The sequence below is a fragment of the Cobetia sp. 29-18-1 genome (assembly GCF_029846405.1).
Lineage (GTDB): Bacteria > Pseudomonadota > Gammaproteobacteria > Pseudomonadales > Halomonadaceae > Cobetia > Cobetia amphilecti.
In genome coordinates this window covers 71,146-87,552 of sequence record NZ_JARWKS010000017.1, presented here as the reverse complement: position 1 = coordinate 87,552, position 16,407 = coordinate 71,146, and the positions used below count along the sequence as shown (strand labels likewise).

The 16,407-nt window shown below is 60.4% G+C and carries 12 protein-coding genes; 4 read left to right on the top strand and 8 right to left on the bottom strand.

Annotation, left to right across the window (positions count from 1 at the left end; genetic code table 11):
• The first annotated feature begins 1 nt into the window (after position 1).
• A complete protein-coding gene (locus QD208_RS13580; RefSeq protein WP_279837121.1) occupies positions 2-1,990 on the top strand; it encodes a beta-galactosidase in 1,989 nt (662 codons plus the stop codon).
• A 518-nt stretch (positions 1,991-2,508) separates the two neighbouring features.
• Entirely contained in the window at positions 2,509-3,897 is a 1,389-nt protein-coding gene (locus tag QD208_RS13575) for a GntP family permease (RefSeq protein WP_279837120.1), read from the top strand.
• 132 nt (positions 3,898-4,029) lie between these two features.
• On the opposite strand, the gene QD208_RS13570 is transcribed toward QD208_RS13575, so the two are convergent.
• The 7 genes from QD208_RS13570 to QD208_RS13540 form a co-directional block, all read right to left on the bottom strand.
• Positions 4,030-4,353, bottom strand: a complete 324-nt coding sequence (locus QD208_RS13570) for a hypothetical protein (protein WP_279837119.1) — start codon at positions 4,351-4,353, stop codon at positions 4,030-4,032.
• 139 nt (positions 4,354-4,492) lie between these two features.
• Positions 4,493-6,703 (bottom strand): FUSC family protein, encoded by a 2,211-nt coding sequence (locus QD208_RS13565; RefSeq protein ID WP_279837118.1) that lies wholly within the window; start codon positions 6,701-6,703, stop codon positions 4,493-4,495.
• Positions 6,704-6,706: 3 nt separating this feature from the next.
• Positions 6,707-7,672: an efflux RND transporter periplasmic adaptor subunit gene (locus QD208_RS13560; protein WP_279837117.1), complete on the bottom strand. Its 966-nt coding sequence runs from the start codon at positions 7,670-7,672 to the stop codon at positions 6,707-6,709.
• 114 nt (positions 7,673-7,786) lie between these two features.
• Positions 7,787-8,029, bottom strand: a complete 243-nt coding sequence (locus QD208_RS13555; RefSeq protein WP_279837116.1) for a DUF1656 domain-containing protein — start codon at positions 8,027-8,029, stop codon at positions 7,787-7,789.
• Between the two features lie 400 nt (positions 8,030-8,429).
• Complete coding sequence (locus QD208_RS13550; protein WP_131432069.1) at positions 8,430-9,725, bottom strand: TRAP transporter large permease; 1,296 nt, start codon at positions 9,723-9,725, stop codon at positions 8,430-8,432.
• Positions 9,715-10,221, bottom strand: a complete 507-nt coding sequence (locus QD208_RS13545; RefSeq protein WP_279837115.1) for a TRAP transporter small permease — start codon at positions 10,219-10,221, stop codon at positions 9,715-9,717. Before QD208_RS13545 ends, QD208_RS13550 begins: the two co-directional genes overlap by 11 nt.
• Positions 10,222-10,453: 232 nt before the next feature.
• Positions 10,454-11,443, bottom strand: a complete 990-nt coding sequence (locus QD208_RS13540) for a DctP family TRAP transporter solute-binding subunit (protein WP_107336536.1) — start codon at positions 11,441-11,443, stop codon at positions 10,454-10,456.
• A gap of 763 nt (positions 11,444-12,206) precedes the next feature.
• On the opposite strand from QD208_RS13540, the gene QD208_RS13535 reads away from it, so the two are divergent.
• Positions 12,207-13,808 carry an MFS transporter gene (locus tag QD208_RS13535; protein WP_279837114.1) on the top strand — a complete coding sequence of 534 codons (1,602 nt, stop codon included), beginning with the start codon at positions 12,207-12,209 and terminating at the stop codon, positions 13,806-13,808.
• 173 nt (positions 13,809-13,981) lie between these two features.
• Here QD208_RS13535 and QD208_RS13530 read toward each other — a convergent pair whose 3' ends face one another.
• Positions 13,982-14,740: an RNA polymerase sigma factor FliA gene (locus QD208_RS13530; RefSeq protein ID WP_192838825.1), complete on the bottom strand. Its 759-nt coding sequence runs from the start codon at positions 14,738-14,740 to the stop codon at positions 13,982-13,984.
• Between the two features lie 459 nt (positions 14,741-15,199).
• Here QD208_RS13530 and QD208_RS13525 point away from each other — a divergent pair, with 459 nt between their 5' ends.
• Positions 15,200-16,357 (top strand): FliC/FljB family flagellin, encoded by a 1,158-nt coding sequence (locus QD208_RS13525; protein ID WP_279837113.1) that lies wholly within the window; start codon positions 15,200-15,202, stop codon positions 16,355-16,357.
• Positions 16,358-16,407 lie beyond the last annotated feature (50 nt).

The window sequence follows — 16,407 nt, the reverse complement described above, 5'->3', positions numbered from 1 at the left end:
CATGCAGCTCGGTGTCTGTTACTACCCGGAACACTGGCCACGTGATCGCTGGCCGCAGGATGCTCGCGACATGATGGAAGCCGGCATTCGTGTCGTGCGTATCGGTGAATTCGCCTGGAGTCGCCTGGAACCCAGCGCGGGCGATCTGCGCTTCGAGTGGCTGGATGAGGCCGTCGAGGTCCTGGCGGCGGCCGGTCTCAAGATCGTGATGGGCACGCCCACGGCGACACCGCCCAAGTGGCTGGTGGATGCCCACCCGGAAATTCTGGCCGTCGATGAGAATGGCGATACGCGTGGCTATGGCTCGCGCCGTCATTACTGCTTCTCTTCACCGACGTTTCGTACCCTGAGCGAGCGCATCGTGCGCCTGATGGGCGAGCGCTACGCACACCATCCCGCGATCATCGCCTGGCAGACCGACAACGAGTACGGCTGTCATGACACCATCCTCAGCTACTCCGCGGCCGCCCGCGCCCGCTTCCCAGCATGGCTCGAGGCGCGCTATGGCACGGTCGAGGCCCTCAATCAGGCCTGGGGCACGGTGTTCTGGAGCATGGAAGTCAGCGAGTTCTCCCAGGTCGAGGCGCCCGTCGGCACCGTGACCGAACCGCACCCGGCCATCGTGCTCGATTATCGACGCTTCTGCTCCGACATGGTGGTCGAATACAACCGCCTGCAGGTGGAGACCCTGCGTGCCGCGGGTGTCAGCGGCGATATCGTGCACAACTTCATGGGCCTGTTCACCGAATTCGATCACTTCGACGTCGCTCGGGACCTGGATATCGCCAGCTGGGACAGCTACCCGCTGGGCTTTCTGGAGCGCGGTGCCCACGACGACGCCACCAAGGCCCATTATCGCCAGCAAGGTCATCCGGACTTTGCCGGCTTTCATCACGACCTCTACCGCGCCATGTGCAAGGGCCGCTGGTGGGTGATGGAGCAGCAGCCCGGCCCGGTCAACTGGGCGATCAGCAACGCCGCGCCCTTGCCCGGTATGGTGCGACTGTGGAGCCACGAAGCCTTCGCGCATGGCGCCGAAGTCGTCTCCTACTTCCGCTGGCGTCAGGCACCCTTCGCCCAGGAGCAGATGCACGCTGGCCTGCTGCGACCGGATGGCTCGCCCGCCTCGGCCTGGCCGGAGCTTTTGCAGGTGCGCGATGAGCTGGCGACACTCGCGGAGCATGACACGACGCCTGCCCAGCAGGCGCCCGTCGCCCTGATGTTCGATTACGCCTCCATCTGGGCCTGTCAGATCCAACCCCACGCCGAGAATTTCAACCCGCTCGAGCTGTACCTGAGCTGGTACAGCGCGCTGCGGCGACTCGGGCTTGATGTCGATATCGTCTCACCGCGCGATGCGCTCAGTGGCTATCCGCTGATCGTACTTCCCTGTCAGGTGATCGCCGATGAGGCACTGGCGGCGCGTCTGAGCGCGGCGCGCGATTCAGGCAGTCGCGTGGTGATCGGCGCACGCTCCGGCTCGCGTACGCCGGAGTTTCAGATTCCCATGGAGCTGGCACCCGGCGCGCTCAGCGAGCTGACGGGCGTCACGGTTGATCGAGTCGATGGCCTGCGCCCGGGCGCCGAGCCGGTCGTCACACTGAGCAACGGTGCACGCGGTCATGCCCTGCGCTGGCGAGACCTGCTCGATCATCAGCGCACCAGTGCACAGGTGGTAACGCGCTTCGAGAATGGCGAACCCGCCATCCTGCATCATCACGGCGTCAGCTATCTGACCGCCTGGTTGAGTGAAGACAGCCTGGTGGCGATTCTGCAGGCGGAGTGTCAGGCCTGCGGCATCACCACGCATGCCCTGCCCGACGGCGTGCGCCTGCGGCGGCGCGGGCCGCTGAGCTTCGCTTTCAACTATTCGCCTGAGCCACGCTGGCTACCCGAAGGCCTCGTCAATGACAGCGGGATGCTGTCCGGTAGCCGGGTGCTGGCACCCGCTGACGTCTGTATCTGGATCAGTGACGAAAAACGCCCCTGAGTGCGGTGGCTCCTGCCCACTCATTCAACGCGAAAATCGACTTTGCTTGAAAGCAGGACATCTCTCGGATTTCGCGACCGGCAGACTGTTCGATCACTTATCGCGGCGCCTTCGGGCGCCGCTTTTTTGGGTCGCTATTCTGGGTATCCATGTCACCTGCCCTGGCTTTATGACTGACTACTCCAGCGTGCTGACACAGCCCCTGCTTACCGGATGACTGTTATTGCAGTATTGTCCTAACAGAATAAATGTAAGATAACGGTATATTTTATTGTGTAACGATCTCTCTATTCACTGCGCAAGGCCAGAGAGTTTGGCCGGTTCAGCGCTCGTAGACTGCACAGTGCTGCCACTTAAGGCGCATTGTTCTCATGTCAGACAATCTCTAATGTGCTGGATGTCTCTGTATATAAGCCAATAAATAGCAAAAACAACAGGCCACGCACCTGTAAACAGGACAACCGTCGTCAATGGCAGACGACCCACGACTACGATAACGCCAACGACGAGATACCCCCATGAGTATTATTGCCATTCTGATATCGCTCGGGCTGCTGATGTTCCTGGCCTACCGCGGTATCACCGTTCTCTTGCTTGCCCCTCTGATGGCCGCCCTCGCCGTCGTCCTGTCAGGAGATGCAGCCGCCCTGCTGCCCAGTTACACCGTGACCTTCATGAGTCAGCTGGGCGGCTATCTGGCCAAGTTCTTCCCGCTGTTCATCCTCGGTGCTCTATTCGGACAACTGATGGCCGATTCCGGGGCCGCGCATGCCATCTCCGAAGGCCTGGTCAAACGCCTGGGGACACGCCATGTGATCCTGACCGTGGTACTGGCCTGTGCACTGCTCACCTATGGGGGCGTCTCGCTGTTCGTGGTCGCCTTCGCCGTCTATCCGATTGGTGCCCAGCTCTTCCAGCGTACTGGCACGCCCAAACGACTGCTGCCCGCGGCCATCGCTCTCGGCTCCTTCACCTTCACCATGACGGCTCTCCCCGGCACGCCTGCCATCCAAAACGCCATCCCGATCCCCTACTTCCAGACCAACAGCTTCGCGGCGCCAGGGTTGGGCATCATCGCGGGGCTGATGATGCTGGGGCTGGGTACCTGGTGGCTGAAAGGGCGTGCCAGCAAGGCTCAGGCACAAGGAGAAGGCTACGGGATCCACAAGGACGAAGCGCTGGAGGAATCCCCGGCACCCGCCGCACAGATGGGCATGATCACGGCTCTGATTCCGCTGGTGATGGTGATCGGCCTGAATGCTCTGCTGACCTATCTCGTCTTTCCGCGCATCGATTTCTCCTACCTGAGCGAGGCCTTCCCGGAGCTTGATCCGGCGGGTGCCACCGGCATGTGGTCGATCCTGATCGCGCTGGCCTTCGCCTCCACCTGGCTGGCCATTTCACGCTGGAAGCAGTGGGCCGACCTGAAGACCACCGTCAACAATGGCTGCTTCGGTGCCATGCTGCCGGTCTTCAATACCGCATCAGAGGTGGGGTATGGCGCGGTGATCGCCAGTCTGGCGGGTTTCGCGATGGTCAAGGAGGCGGTGCTCGGTCTGTATCCGGCCAACCCGCTGATCTCGGAAGCGGTGGCAGTCAATGTGCTGGCCGGTATCACCGGCTCGTCATCCGGCGGCATGAGCATCGCGCTGTCGACTCTGGGCGAAACCTACCGCGAGATGGCCGTCAATGCCGGCATCGACCTGGAACTAATGCACCGCGTGGCGGCGCTGGCGGCGGGCAGCATGGACACCTTGCCGCATTCTGGAGCGGTCATCACCCTGCTGGCGATCTGCAAGCTGACTCACCGCCAGTCCTACGGCCAGATGTTCATGATGACGGTCGCCTTCCCGATGCTGGCCCTGATTGCCGTCGTGATCCTGGGCAGCCTGGTCGGCAGTTTCTGAGCCGTAACAGCTTTAGAACCGTGTAAGCTACTGGCCATAAGCGGAGCAAAGTGACACCAATACAATGACAAGAAGGCCACCCATTCGGGTGGCCTTCTTGTTGAGCAATCACGCCAGCAATGCGCTGACACCTCAGTAGACGTGGTGAGCCCGCTTCGGGTTCAGCGTCTCATGACGTGCACGCGTCTTTATCCAGAGCGTCAGGTCATCGCGGTCGGTGCCTGGGTTCTCGGCGACCCACTCGACGATACGCGAGGCGATGAATTCGGCATGAAACTCATCATCGAACTGCAGCAGCATGAGGTCCTCGCCCGCCTGAGAGATGCGCAACAATACCTCGCTGGTCGGCAGTACATAGAGATTCAACTCATGCAGATATTGCGTCGTGAAGGTCACGCGCCGGAAACGCTCGGGAACTTTGCGCCCACTGCTGCTGATATCGTTCATGAAAGCCATGACTCTCTCCTACAGTAAGGCGCTAATACATTTCGCTCATTTTCGAGCTGACCTAGTTATCATAGCGCAGAAGATATGTTGCGGCTTGGTCTATAAGAACATTTTGTTGGAATCTTCAAGAGACTCTCTTAACGCAATATCAGCTGTGTCGTTGGCGTAGTGCATCACTTTGCAAGGTTAGCTCAACACGTGTCAGCCAGCCCGCCAGCAGCGACTGCTTATGCCGACTCATGGTGTGATGTTGCTCGATCACTTCGCATAATCGGTCGCCGGCCGCACACATCCTGGTGGGGCTCTCTCCTCGGGCACAGCGCTGATAGTCATCCGCCAGCGCATGGATCAATTCGCGTAAGGCGTGTAGTACCGGGCGTGGCACATCGTTGCCCAATTCCCGCCGCACAAAGCCTATGCCGCGCCCGATATCCATCCCTGTCAGCCCCAGCGTCAGTAGCGGCATGCCAACCACTGGCTGCTGCGTATCATCGGGCTGACCACTTGCCTTCTCGCCACTGCGGCGCGCTTCCTGCTCACGACTGCGAGTCTGTTCATGCCGCGCGAGGCGCAGCAGCCTGTCTCCCATGCGTCCACCGAACCAGCTGTCCAGGCGCTCGGTAGAGCGCTCCGCCAGCTCGCGAATATCACTCGCTGTGGCGCGAATCAGCTGGCGCTTGTCCCAACCAGCACCGGGTACGGGGATCAGGCGGAAACCGATGATGGTCACGATCAAGCCAATCCCGGCCGCCAGACTCCGATTGAGGGTATAGGCGACATCGAAGGTCATGCCGTTGTCCGGCATCACCAACAGAATGTTGAAGACCACGAAGGGCAAGGCGATCCCCGCCAGGGCTGGTACGACAGACCCCATCAGGCCGAGGAACAGAGGAATACTGAAGATGGTCACAAAGGGCACGAAGTGCTGGGCGTGACTGAGCATGACATTGCCGAACAGCAATACGCTCGGGACCGCCAGCAGCAAGCCCTTGAGCACCATCGGAATGATCGGCGCCGGATCACCACGGCTGACGAAGATGCCCGAGAACAAAGTCCCTAGCAGCATGGCCACCGCCCCGTTGTCCCACGCCGTCGCAAGCCAGAAGATAGCCGTGGCGCTGAAGATGGTCATCGCGCGGATCGCATCGATGGCGGCGCGTCCGTGATCGCGGTGCCAACTCATGCTTGGCTGACGCAGCTGATGACGGCCGGGATGATTGATGACCTCACGTGCCTGCAGGATGACCAGCGCATGCCCCAGCACCTCACGCAGACTGAACAGCAATCTGGCTTCAAGCGCGGTGATGCTTCGCTGACCGCGTGACAGGCGCAGACATTCCCCGCGCAGCTCCTTGAGCGTCTTGCGAGCCTGGGCCGTGCCCTGATTGTCGGCCATGCTTTGAAAAGCCGCGCCCAGACGTTGCATCAGGTCCTGGGTCGGCTGACTGAAACGCTCGGCTTCCTCTCTCTGTACCTGGTTCAACTCGTTGGGCTGTGCGCTTGTCCCACCGTCATCGTTCTGTGATGGCACAAAGAACTCGGGATGACGCAGCTGGTGCAGGGCCTTGAGTGTCGCGTAGAGACGCATGCTGCGCCGTGTCAGCAAGTGAACACCGCGAATACGTCCCTTGCCTTGGGGGCCTTCATAACGCGCCGAGTGAGCATCGATCTCGAGATTGTTGAGCGCATCCAACCCGGTCATCATCTGCTCGAGCATCGCCATGCGTTCCTGATGCTGATCCTTTTGCCGTCCAGTGGTCTTGCCTCCCTCTAACGGCATCGAGAACGCCAGCGCCATATAGCGGAAGGTGGCATTCACCGCTGTGTCCGCCAGCTGGCCGAGATGATCCCGTACCCGTATCGGCCATAGCAGCGCACTCACTACGACGGCACACAGCGCCCCGAGACTCAGCTCGCTGAGACGTGCCAGCGCCACCGAGAAGAAGTCATCCGGTGCCGAGGACGTCAGCACCACGATGATCATGCAAGCCACCGCCGCCATCACACAGCCGTAGGACAGATTGTTGTGCGTCAGCGAGGCGCCATAGATACATAGCCCGATCCACAGCGTGACCGAGCCCAGCGCCAATTCGGGCACCTGGGCAAAGCAACCCATGATCACCACGGCCACACAGGTACCGACGAAGGTACCCGTGACCTGACAGATGCCCTTCTCGACCACCATGCCCGACATCGGACGTGTCTGCAGAAATGCCGCCGAGATCAGCGCCCAATAGGGGCGATCGAGATCGAAGAAGAAGGCCGCGTAGAGGGCCAGTGCCATCGCCAGCACACCCTTGGTGGCGAACTTGAGCGCGAACGGCGAAGGCCTGAGGAAGGCGGCCAGAGCGGGAGTCATGGATCAGTGCTTCCCGTCTGCGTCTTGGACGGCCTGATCTGACTTGGCAGGTTCTGCCTTGGCCTGCGTCGCCTCATCATTGCCATCTTCAGCAGTGATCAGCCTGACACTCGCCGTCATGCCGGCGGCAAGATTGACACCTGATGCACGTACCGCCTCGATATCATCGAATTCCACCCGCACCGGAATGCGCTGCGCCAGACGCACCCAACTGAAGGTGGCGCTGACTTGAGGCAACTGCTGGGCATTGGTCGCGGTATTGTCATCAGCGATGCCCTGACCAATCCCCACAACACGCCCCTTGAAGTCTTTATTGCCGCTCATCAGCGTGATCTGGACCGGATCGCCCGGACGCACATGCTGCAGCTTGGTCTCCTGGAAGTAGGCACTCAGGTAAAAGGAGTCCGCCTTGATCAATGCCATGACTGGTGTCCCAGCAGTGACGTAATTGCCCTGACTGAGATGCATATTGAGGATACTGCCGGCGGCGGGTGCCACCAGACGCGTGCGATCGAGATCCAGCTGCGCGGATTGCACTGCGGCTTCGGCCTGTTGCACATCTGCGCGGGCGACCTCGGCTTCCAGGCGCGCACTGTCGCGCTCTTCTTCGCTGATGGCACGATTGGTCAAGCGACCACGACGATTGGATTCGTGCTCCTTCAGGCTCAGGGTCGCCTTGGCACTGGCGAGACTGGCCTTGGCCTTGGCGAGCGCCGCCTCATAGCGCGCACGATCCACCTGAAGAATGACATCCCCTTCCTTGACCCGCGTGGTATCCGCCACGTTCAGCTCACGCACCCAGCCGGAGACATCCGGGCTCAACGTGATCACCTCGGCGCGCACCCGGGCATCACGTGTCCAGGGGCTGTACATGTAGGTATTCCATAGCCATACCGCGCACCAGGCTGCAGCCGCCACCAGACATAGAGTGATGATCCATTTGACGGCTTTCTGTCGCAGGTTGCGCATGCGGTTTCCTTGGGGATAGAGGGGCTGGAGGAAATTGAAGGAAATGGGTGCCACGAAAGGGTTCGCGGGGAAATCAGGGTGACGAATGGCGAGACGCTGGAGGAATGATGTACGTCAGGTCACGAGGGCGACCACCGCCGCCAGACAGATGACAAACAGCGAGATATCGAACCAGGCCTCGAACCAGAGCTCGTGATTGGCCAGCAGACGATGCAGCAGCGTGCGTATGAGACCCGCCGCCAGCAAGGCGACCAGCGCATAGACCAGCATCGGGCTGATCAGGAATTCCCCGACCACCATTTCATGCAGCGCATTGAAGCCAGACGCAGCATCATTGCCCGTAGCGATTTCCTTCATCGAGAAGTCCTTAGCTAATATGCGAGATCTTGAGTCTCAGCTGTCATGCGTGCAATCAGCGTTCAACGATGGTGGCAGCCTGTCATGCATTCAAGGTCCGCCGTGAACTGTTCCACTGAACGAACTTTGACGGCAGCGTCATCGCTGAGAATATATGCAGGCTAACATTTTTCGACGACGTGCACCGTTGCGTGAGAAGAATCACCCCATTCCTTGCACAGCGCGCTACCAGAATTCGCACTCCATTTGGCTGAGCGCTAACCGGCACAAACGGCATGGATACCGGGCACTCAGGGGGTAGCAGTGGTCAAGGTGGCCAGAGACGCAAAACGGCTTACCCAGAAGGCAAGCCGTTTCATTTCGCACAGTGAAGACATCTAGTGATGATCGTGAGGGTCTACTACACCGCGTAGCCGAGCACGCGTGGCAGCCACAAGGCGAGCTCAGGGAACAGCATCACCACCGCCAACGCCGCCAGCATCGCCACCACGAAGACCATCGCCCACCCGACTGTCTTCTCGAGTCGAACCCCGGCCACGCTACTGGTCACCATCAGATTGACTGCCACTGGCGGGGTGAACTGCCCGATCGCGATGTTCATCGCCAGCAGGATGCCGAACCATACCGGATGCCAGCCGAAGTGCTGCATCACCGGAATCAGCACCGGCATCAGGATCAGGTAGATGGAGACCGCATCCAGCAGCATCCCGGCAATCAGCACCGCCACCATCACCAGAATCAGCAGCGTCGTTCCGCTATCCGACAACGTGATCAGCCATTCGGCCAGATGTCGGAAGGTGCCCAGCATGGTGCCCGCCCAGGCAAATATGCCCGCCAGCGCGATGATCAGCATCACCACACCGGAAATGACGGCCGCCTCCCTGAGCAGCTCCCACACCTGAGAGAGCTTGAGCTCGCGGGTGATGAAGAGCCCGACACACAGCCCATAGGCGGCCGCGACCACCGCCGCTTCCGTGGGCGTGAAGAGGCCTGAGCGCAGTCCGCCGAGGATGATCACCGGCGCCAGCAGGGCCGGGATCGCTGAGCGGAACGCCGGACCCAGCGCGATACGCTCGACCTGAGTCGGGTCTTCCCAGCGATAGCGACGCGAGAGGAACCAGGCCGGCAGCAGCAAGGCCACGCCGACCAGCAGCCCCGGAATCAGGCCCGCGGCAAACAGCGCACGCAGATCCACCCCCGGTACCACGATGGAGTAAAGGATCAGTGCGATGGACGGCGGGATCAGGATCGCCGTGGAGGCCGAGGCCGCAATCAGCGTCGCCGAGAATGCCTTGGGATAGCCCGCCCGCGTCATGCTGGGAATCATCACCATCGCCACCGCGGCGGCATCCGCCGGGCCGGAACCACTCATGCCCCCCATGATCAGACACACCAGCACTGCCACCAGCGCGAGGCCCCCGTGACGCGGGCCGATCAGCGCCTGAGCGAAGCGCACTAGCCGCGCCGCCACCCCGGCACGCTCGAACACCAGCCCGGTCAGGATGAACAGCGGAATGGCGATCAACGGATACTTGGCGATGCTGTTGTAGGTATTGGTACCGAGGGTGGCCAGCATGCTAACCGGCAGCCCCGCGACGATACCCACCGCCCCCGACAGCCCCAGCGCGAAGGCCACCGGCACGCCGAGTATCAACAGGGCGGCAAAGCTTGCGAGCAACCAGAGATCAGGACTCATGATCAGACTCCTTGTGCTCTGACGACGCATTCTGTCCGGGCCCCTGACCAGGCCCTTGCCTAAGACGCTCAACACACTGCTGAAGCTGACGCCAGGCCATCGCCAGCGCCAATATCGGCAGCCAGATCACGTACCACCAGTTGGGCAGACCCAGTCCCGGTGACAGCGAGTCCCACTGATACTCCTCCAGCGCGAAGGTCCCCCCGAACCACACCACCAGTCCCAGTACGACCAGCACCGCCAGGGTCTGCACTATCACGACCAGTCGCCACAGCGGCAACGGCAGCACGTCTTCCAGCAGCGCGATACGAATATGTGCCTGACGGAGAATCGCCACCGAGGAGCCCGCCAGCGTCAACAACACCAGCAGGAAGACCGAGAATTCCTCGGTAAAGGCAAAGGAAGCATCGGTGGCATAGCGCACCACCACATTGGCCAGACTGATGATACCGATCAGTCCCAGCGCCAACGCCGCCAGCCAGGATTCCGGCCGCACGCGTGGCGTTGGCCTGTCTGCGGGAGAAGGCGCTCCGATGGCGGCGTCTTGCAAGGTTTGCGGTGATGCTTGTTGAGACGGTTGTTGCGACTTTTGCGACATGACACGCGATCCACACGAACGCCGAGGCTGTCAGGCCCCGGCGTGGTTCTTCACTCAATAACGCGCACAGACCGCATTATTCCCGATGTCATCTGCTCTGTGAGCAGCGGCGATGGTGGCCTTGGCCGACTCAGCGCGAGGCCTCGACCTCGGCACGTGCCGTCTCGACCAGCGCCTCGCCGATCTTCGGTGTCCAGCTGGCGTAGACCGACTGGGTGGCATCACGGAAAGTCTGCATCGCATCCTCATCGAGCTTGACGACATTCACGCCGCGCGCCTCGATGTCCGCCAGCCGTTGAGCATTGCCCTCACGACTCATGGCGATCTCCCAAGCGCCCGCTTCCTTGGCCGTCTCGGTCAGCAGAGTGCGCTCCTGTTCACTGAGCGACTTCCACACGCGCTGGTTGGCGGCGAAGATCAGCGGGTCCGCCATATAGTGCCAGAGTGTCAGGTGGGTCTGACCGACCTGATCGATGCGCGCGACATCGAACACCGACAGCGGGTTCTCCTGGCCATCCACCGCGCCGGTGGTCAGTGCCGGCTTGGCATCCGCCCAGCTCATCTGGGTCGGGTTGGCGCCCAGCGCCGTGAAGGTGTCCTGGAACAGCGGCGAGCCCACCACACGAATCTTCAGGCCCTTCAAGTCATCCGGCGAGGTGATCGATTTAGAGGAGTTGGACACTTCACGGAAGCCGTTCTCGCCCCACGCCAGCGGCTTGATGCCCTTGGACTCGATGGCGGCGAAGACCTGCTTGCCCGACTCGCCCTGGGTCAGCGCATCGATGGCGGCGTGGTCCGGCATCAGGAATGGCAGCGAGAACAGATTGAGCTCCGGCACCTGGGGCGACCAGTTGATGGTCGAGCCCACCGCGAGATCGATCAGCCCCTGACGCATGGCCGAGAACTCCTTGGTCTGGTCCCCCGCCACCAGCTGGGCATTCGGATAGACGCGCAGAGTGAGCTCGCCACCGGAGCGCTCCTCTACCAGCTCCGCCCACTTCTCGGCCGCCTGCCCCCACGGGAAGGCATCCGACAGCACGGTGGAGACGGACAGCTCACGCGCCTCGGCATCACTCGCCATCAGCGGTGACAGCAGAGCCAGGCCAAGCACGCCGGCCATCAGGGCAGAGCGGCCCGTGGCAGCGGCACGCGGGCGCGCGGTATGGCTTTGAGAAAGAGATGGAGAATGATCCAGAGAAGAAGCCGCAGATTGATCCGCAGAGCGGTGACGCAGATGACGAGAGGCGGAGCCAGCGTTAGCGTGTGCAGCGGTCAGGGTCATGAATAACCTCTTGATTATGATGTTGTTGAGTGTGTCCAAAGGCAGATTCGCATCTACTTTGGTCGCTGACCATTCGACCATGCGACAGATCGGCGCTTTTTCGACGCTCACATGCTATCTCGCTGCATTACCGATTACTGTATATTCATCCACCCCTTGGGTTTTCCGAGACCTCTTGCGTACGAAACGCTCGACCATGTGGTGTCATCAGCGTGCGTTGCCAAGGAGTGTACCCAGCGATGCAAGAGGGCCAACCCTCGCGCAAGCCCCGCCAACAGGGAGTTTGACGATATTGCCCTTTGCAAGATGCCGTGCTTTTACAGCGCCAGCGTGTCCCGAGTCCGTGTCGGGTCATGATTTCATGAGGCACTGTATATTTATCCACCCCATTACATCCTTGAGACAAATTTCACGATATGTCGCCTTTCATCCACGCAATGGCGTACCACGGGTCGCAGACTCCGGATTCGGTCGGTAGACTGAGCGCCGTTCCCGCAAGGACCGACCACGACTGACCAACATCACGCACGCAAGTGTCGTACCTGACATCTCGTCGGCACCGCTTCCACGGTCCCGACCCTGACCGATGAGGCCCCCTTCCATGCCGAACCCCCAGCAGGAAGCCATACCCACTCCCACCTTCGAGACCGAGCCGCTCGACACCTCGCGCAAACGACTGCAGCCGACCAGCAGTCTCGGCGCAGCGGTCGTTCTGTGGTCGCTGCTGCTGGGAATGGGGATGCTGATGCTGGCCAACGGACTGCAGGGCAGTCTGTTGGGGATTCGCGCCTCCTCGGAAGGTTTCAGCAACACGATGACGGGCATCATCATGTCGGCGTACTTCGCCGGCTTCCTGTTGGGCTCGACGCTTGCGCCACGCAAGCTGCGCCGGGTCGGTCATGTGCGCACCTTCGCGGCGCTGGCTTCCATTACCTCGGTGTGCATCCTGATCCACGCACTCTATGTGGTGCCCGAGGTGTGGATCGCCATGCGCTTCATCACCGGCTTCGCCTTCGCCGGCCTCTACGTGGTCGCAGAGAGCTGGCTCAACAGCCAGGCGACCAACCAGATGCGTGGCCGTCTGCTGGCCATCTACATGGTGATCACTTATCTCGGTATGGGTGGCGGCCAACTGCTGCTCAACGTCGCCAATCCGAATACCTATCTGCTGTTCATCCTGGTGTCGGTGATCATGTCGCTGGCGCTGGTGCCAATGCTGCTGTCCGCCTCACCGCAACCAGAAGGCGCGCAGCCGGAGGCGATGGGGATCGTTCGTCTGCTGCGCCTGGCTCCGCTGGGCACCTTGGGCGGCTTCGCCACCGGTATCGCCAACGGCACCGTCTTCGGCATGGGCGCGGTGTATGCCGACCGCGCCGGCCTGCCGGTGCAGGAAGTCTCCTGGTTCATGGGCGCCTTCATTCTGGGTGCTGCCCTGTTGCAATGGCCGCTGGGCAAGCTCTCCGACAAGCTGTCGGCCAAGAAGGTGATTCTGGTCTGCAGTCTCGGGGCAATCGCGCTATCCATCGGCGGCGTGCCATTCAGTGGTGGCAGCATGCTGACCATGGCGCTGCTGGGTGCGGGCCTCGGCGGGTTGATCCTGACCCAGTACTCGCTGTTCCTGGCGGCGGCCAACAACCTGCTGACCACGCCACAGATCATCTCCGCCAGCGGCACGCTAGTGCTGATGCATGGCGCGGGCGCGATTCTGGGCCCGCTCACCGCGGGTCTGCTGATGGAGCGCTTCGGGGCCGTCGGCTTCCTCTATACCCTGACCGCCATTCACGTGCTGATCGTGATTCTGGCCGCCAGTGTCACCAGCAAGCCGCGCCAGGAACTGGATGCCGAGGAAGGCGATCACCCCGGCCACTATGTGGTGGCGCCCTCCACCACCAGTCCGCTGAGTGCCGCCTGGGTCGAGGAAGCCATCACCGAGCCGGAAACCGGTCAGCTGGAATTCGACTTCGATGCCGAACCTGAGCCGGAGTTGAGCGAGGAAGAACTTGCTGCCCAGCAACAGGAAGCCGCCTCTGAAACAGAAGAAGGCGTCGTGCAGCAGGTCGACAACGAGGAAGGCGTCATGAACGACCGCGTCACCGGCATGGAAGACGACTGGCATCTGGATGGCCATATCGACGAACAGGCCCAGCACCTCAGCGAAGAGGAACGCCGCGTCAAGTCGGAACCGGAGCGCGAGAGCTACTGATCACGTCTGACGACATGCTCGAGTGATAGACAAGAACACCGCCTCTCAGGGCGGTGTTCTTGTTTGGGGCGGGCGAAACTGAGACAGGAGAGACGAGGGCAGGCGTAACAGCAAGACGGTACAGCGAGAGGATAAAGTTCGGGGAAACGAAGAAGGCTCACAACGATAGAGGCTCAGCGACGACGCTTGCCCGCCCGTGCCACCAGATGCGGTGCCAGCACACCCTGCAGCCGACGCACGGCCTGGGAATGCAGCTGCGAGACACGCGATTCAGTGACATCGAGTACCGCGCCGATCTCCTTGAGGTTGAGCTTCTCCTGATAATAGAGCGCCATCAACAGCTTCTCGCGCTCCGGCAGCCGCGCGATGGCCTCATTCAAGGCCCGCCGCGTATCGGCCTCTTCCAGGGCGTCATGCGGCAAGGCAAACGGCGTGGCGAAAGGCGTCGCTTCAGGCGAGGCATAACCGCCCGCCAGCCCGCCTTCCTCATCCATCATCTCGTCCAGCGACATCACCATGCCGTTGTTGGTGTCCAGCAGCAGGCGTCGGTAATCTTCCAGCTCAAGCCCCATGGCAGCGGCGATCTGGGTCTCCTCGGGGGGATAGCCCAGACTCTGCTCAAGCTGCTGGATCACGCTCTCAAGCTCGCGACCGGCCCGGCGCACACTGCGCGGCAACCAGTCACGCGAGCGCAGCTCATCGAGCATCGCGCCGCGGATGCGCTGACTGGCATAGGTGGCAAAGCTGGCACCGTGGCCCTGCTCATAGCGGCCCACGCATTCACACAGCCCCAGCATGCCAGCCTGAATCAGATCCTCGAGATCGACACTCGCTGGCAAGCGCACCTGCAGCTGCAGCGCGATGCGGCGCACCAGCGGCTGATACTCGGTGTAGATATCCTGCTGGGCCATGCGCCCATTGGCGGTATACATCGGCGTCCTGGTCCTCGCTTGCATCCCTCGGGGTCGTTTGACTCAGGTCGTGCCCCTATCCTCGGGACTCCTGTTCCCAGCGTATTGTCGCGCCCCCACCACAAACCATTCGCTCGAATAGCTACCCTCAGTGACGGCTTTCCTGCCTTACGTCGCCATTGGGCTTCGGGGTGGCGGAGATACAGGCACACAGGAAGAAACAGTGAGGGAAGACGAGACACGCACAACGCCCACCAGCCGGTCGACAGAATGTCGCGAGAGTGGAGCGAGGATGTCACGAGGAGCGCCCGCAAGGAGAGCGCGCAAGGAAAGCCAGCGGAACAGCCAAAATGAGAAAGGGCAAAAGGCCGCAAAAAATTTCTAAAGTTCTGCCGCGCCGCGACGATAACTGAAGCAACGGCACAGGAGTCGTTACTGGCGACACGCCATCTATCTCCCCATTACGACAGGAAGTGACACATGGCTTCAGTGATCAATACCAACACCCTTTCCATGGTGACTCAGCAGAATCTGAGTAAGTCCCAGAACGACCTGAACACCTCCATGGAACGTCTGTCCTCCGGCCTGCGCATCAACAGCGCCAAGGACGACGCCGCCGGCCAGGCCATCGCCAACCGCATGGACGCTCAAATCACAGGCCTGTCCCAGGCACAGCGCAACGCGAATGATGGTATTTCCATTGCTCAGACGGCTGAAGGTGCTCTCAACCAAGTCAATGATAATTTACAACGCATTCGCGAGCTCACTGTTCAAGCTCAGAACGGCACAAACTCTGCTTCGGATATTGATTCAATTCAACAAGAAGTAAATCTTCGCCTCGAAGAGATTAATCGTATTTCAGAAGAAACTGATTTCAATGGAAGTAAAATATTATCTGGAACTGACGTAAAAAATATTGGGATACAAGTTGGCTCAGAAGATAATCAACAAATAAATATCGAAATGCAGTCTAACCTTGGATGGAACAAGTATGACGCAGAAGGCACAGTTCCCACAGAACAAGTCAATAATGAAGACCGCAAAGTAGAAGCTTTAGGCTTTGACGTCCTTTCGAAAACATCTGCAACTATAAGTGCTACTGGCATCGATACTCTGAAGAGTGATAACACAGGCGCTGGTAAAGGTAAGGAGCTCACAGCACCGGAAGTAGTTTCTTATACGAATAGTGATGGCAACACAGCTTATGCACTCAAAGGAGGCACTACTGAATCGGCCTATAATGTAACATTTGACACAGACGGCAACGCTACTATAGGCGAAGAGCTATCCTGGACAGATAAAGAAGCAGCCGATTCGAGCTCCGCTACCATTTCAGAAAGTGATAGTTTAACATTAACAGTTTCTAGCAATGCTCTTGAAACACTAGATAATGCCTTAGAAGCAGTTGACACCCAACGCTCTGCTCTCGGTGCCGTACAGAACCGTTTCGATTCTGCCATCACCAACCTGGCGACGACTGAAACCAATTTGGCCTCTGCCCAGTCGCGTATTCAGGATGCCGATTACGCAGAAGAAGTCTCCAGCATGACCACTGCACAGATTCTGCAGCAGGCGGGGACTTCCATGCTGACCCAGGCCAACCAGGTGCCGCAGAACGTGCTGTCACTGCTGGGCTGATTTCTGGCTCGCGTGCTGCATAGGCCTGTCACTCAGCAGAGTGGCAGGCC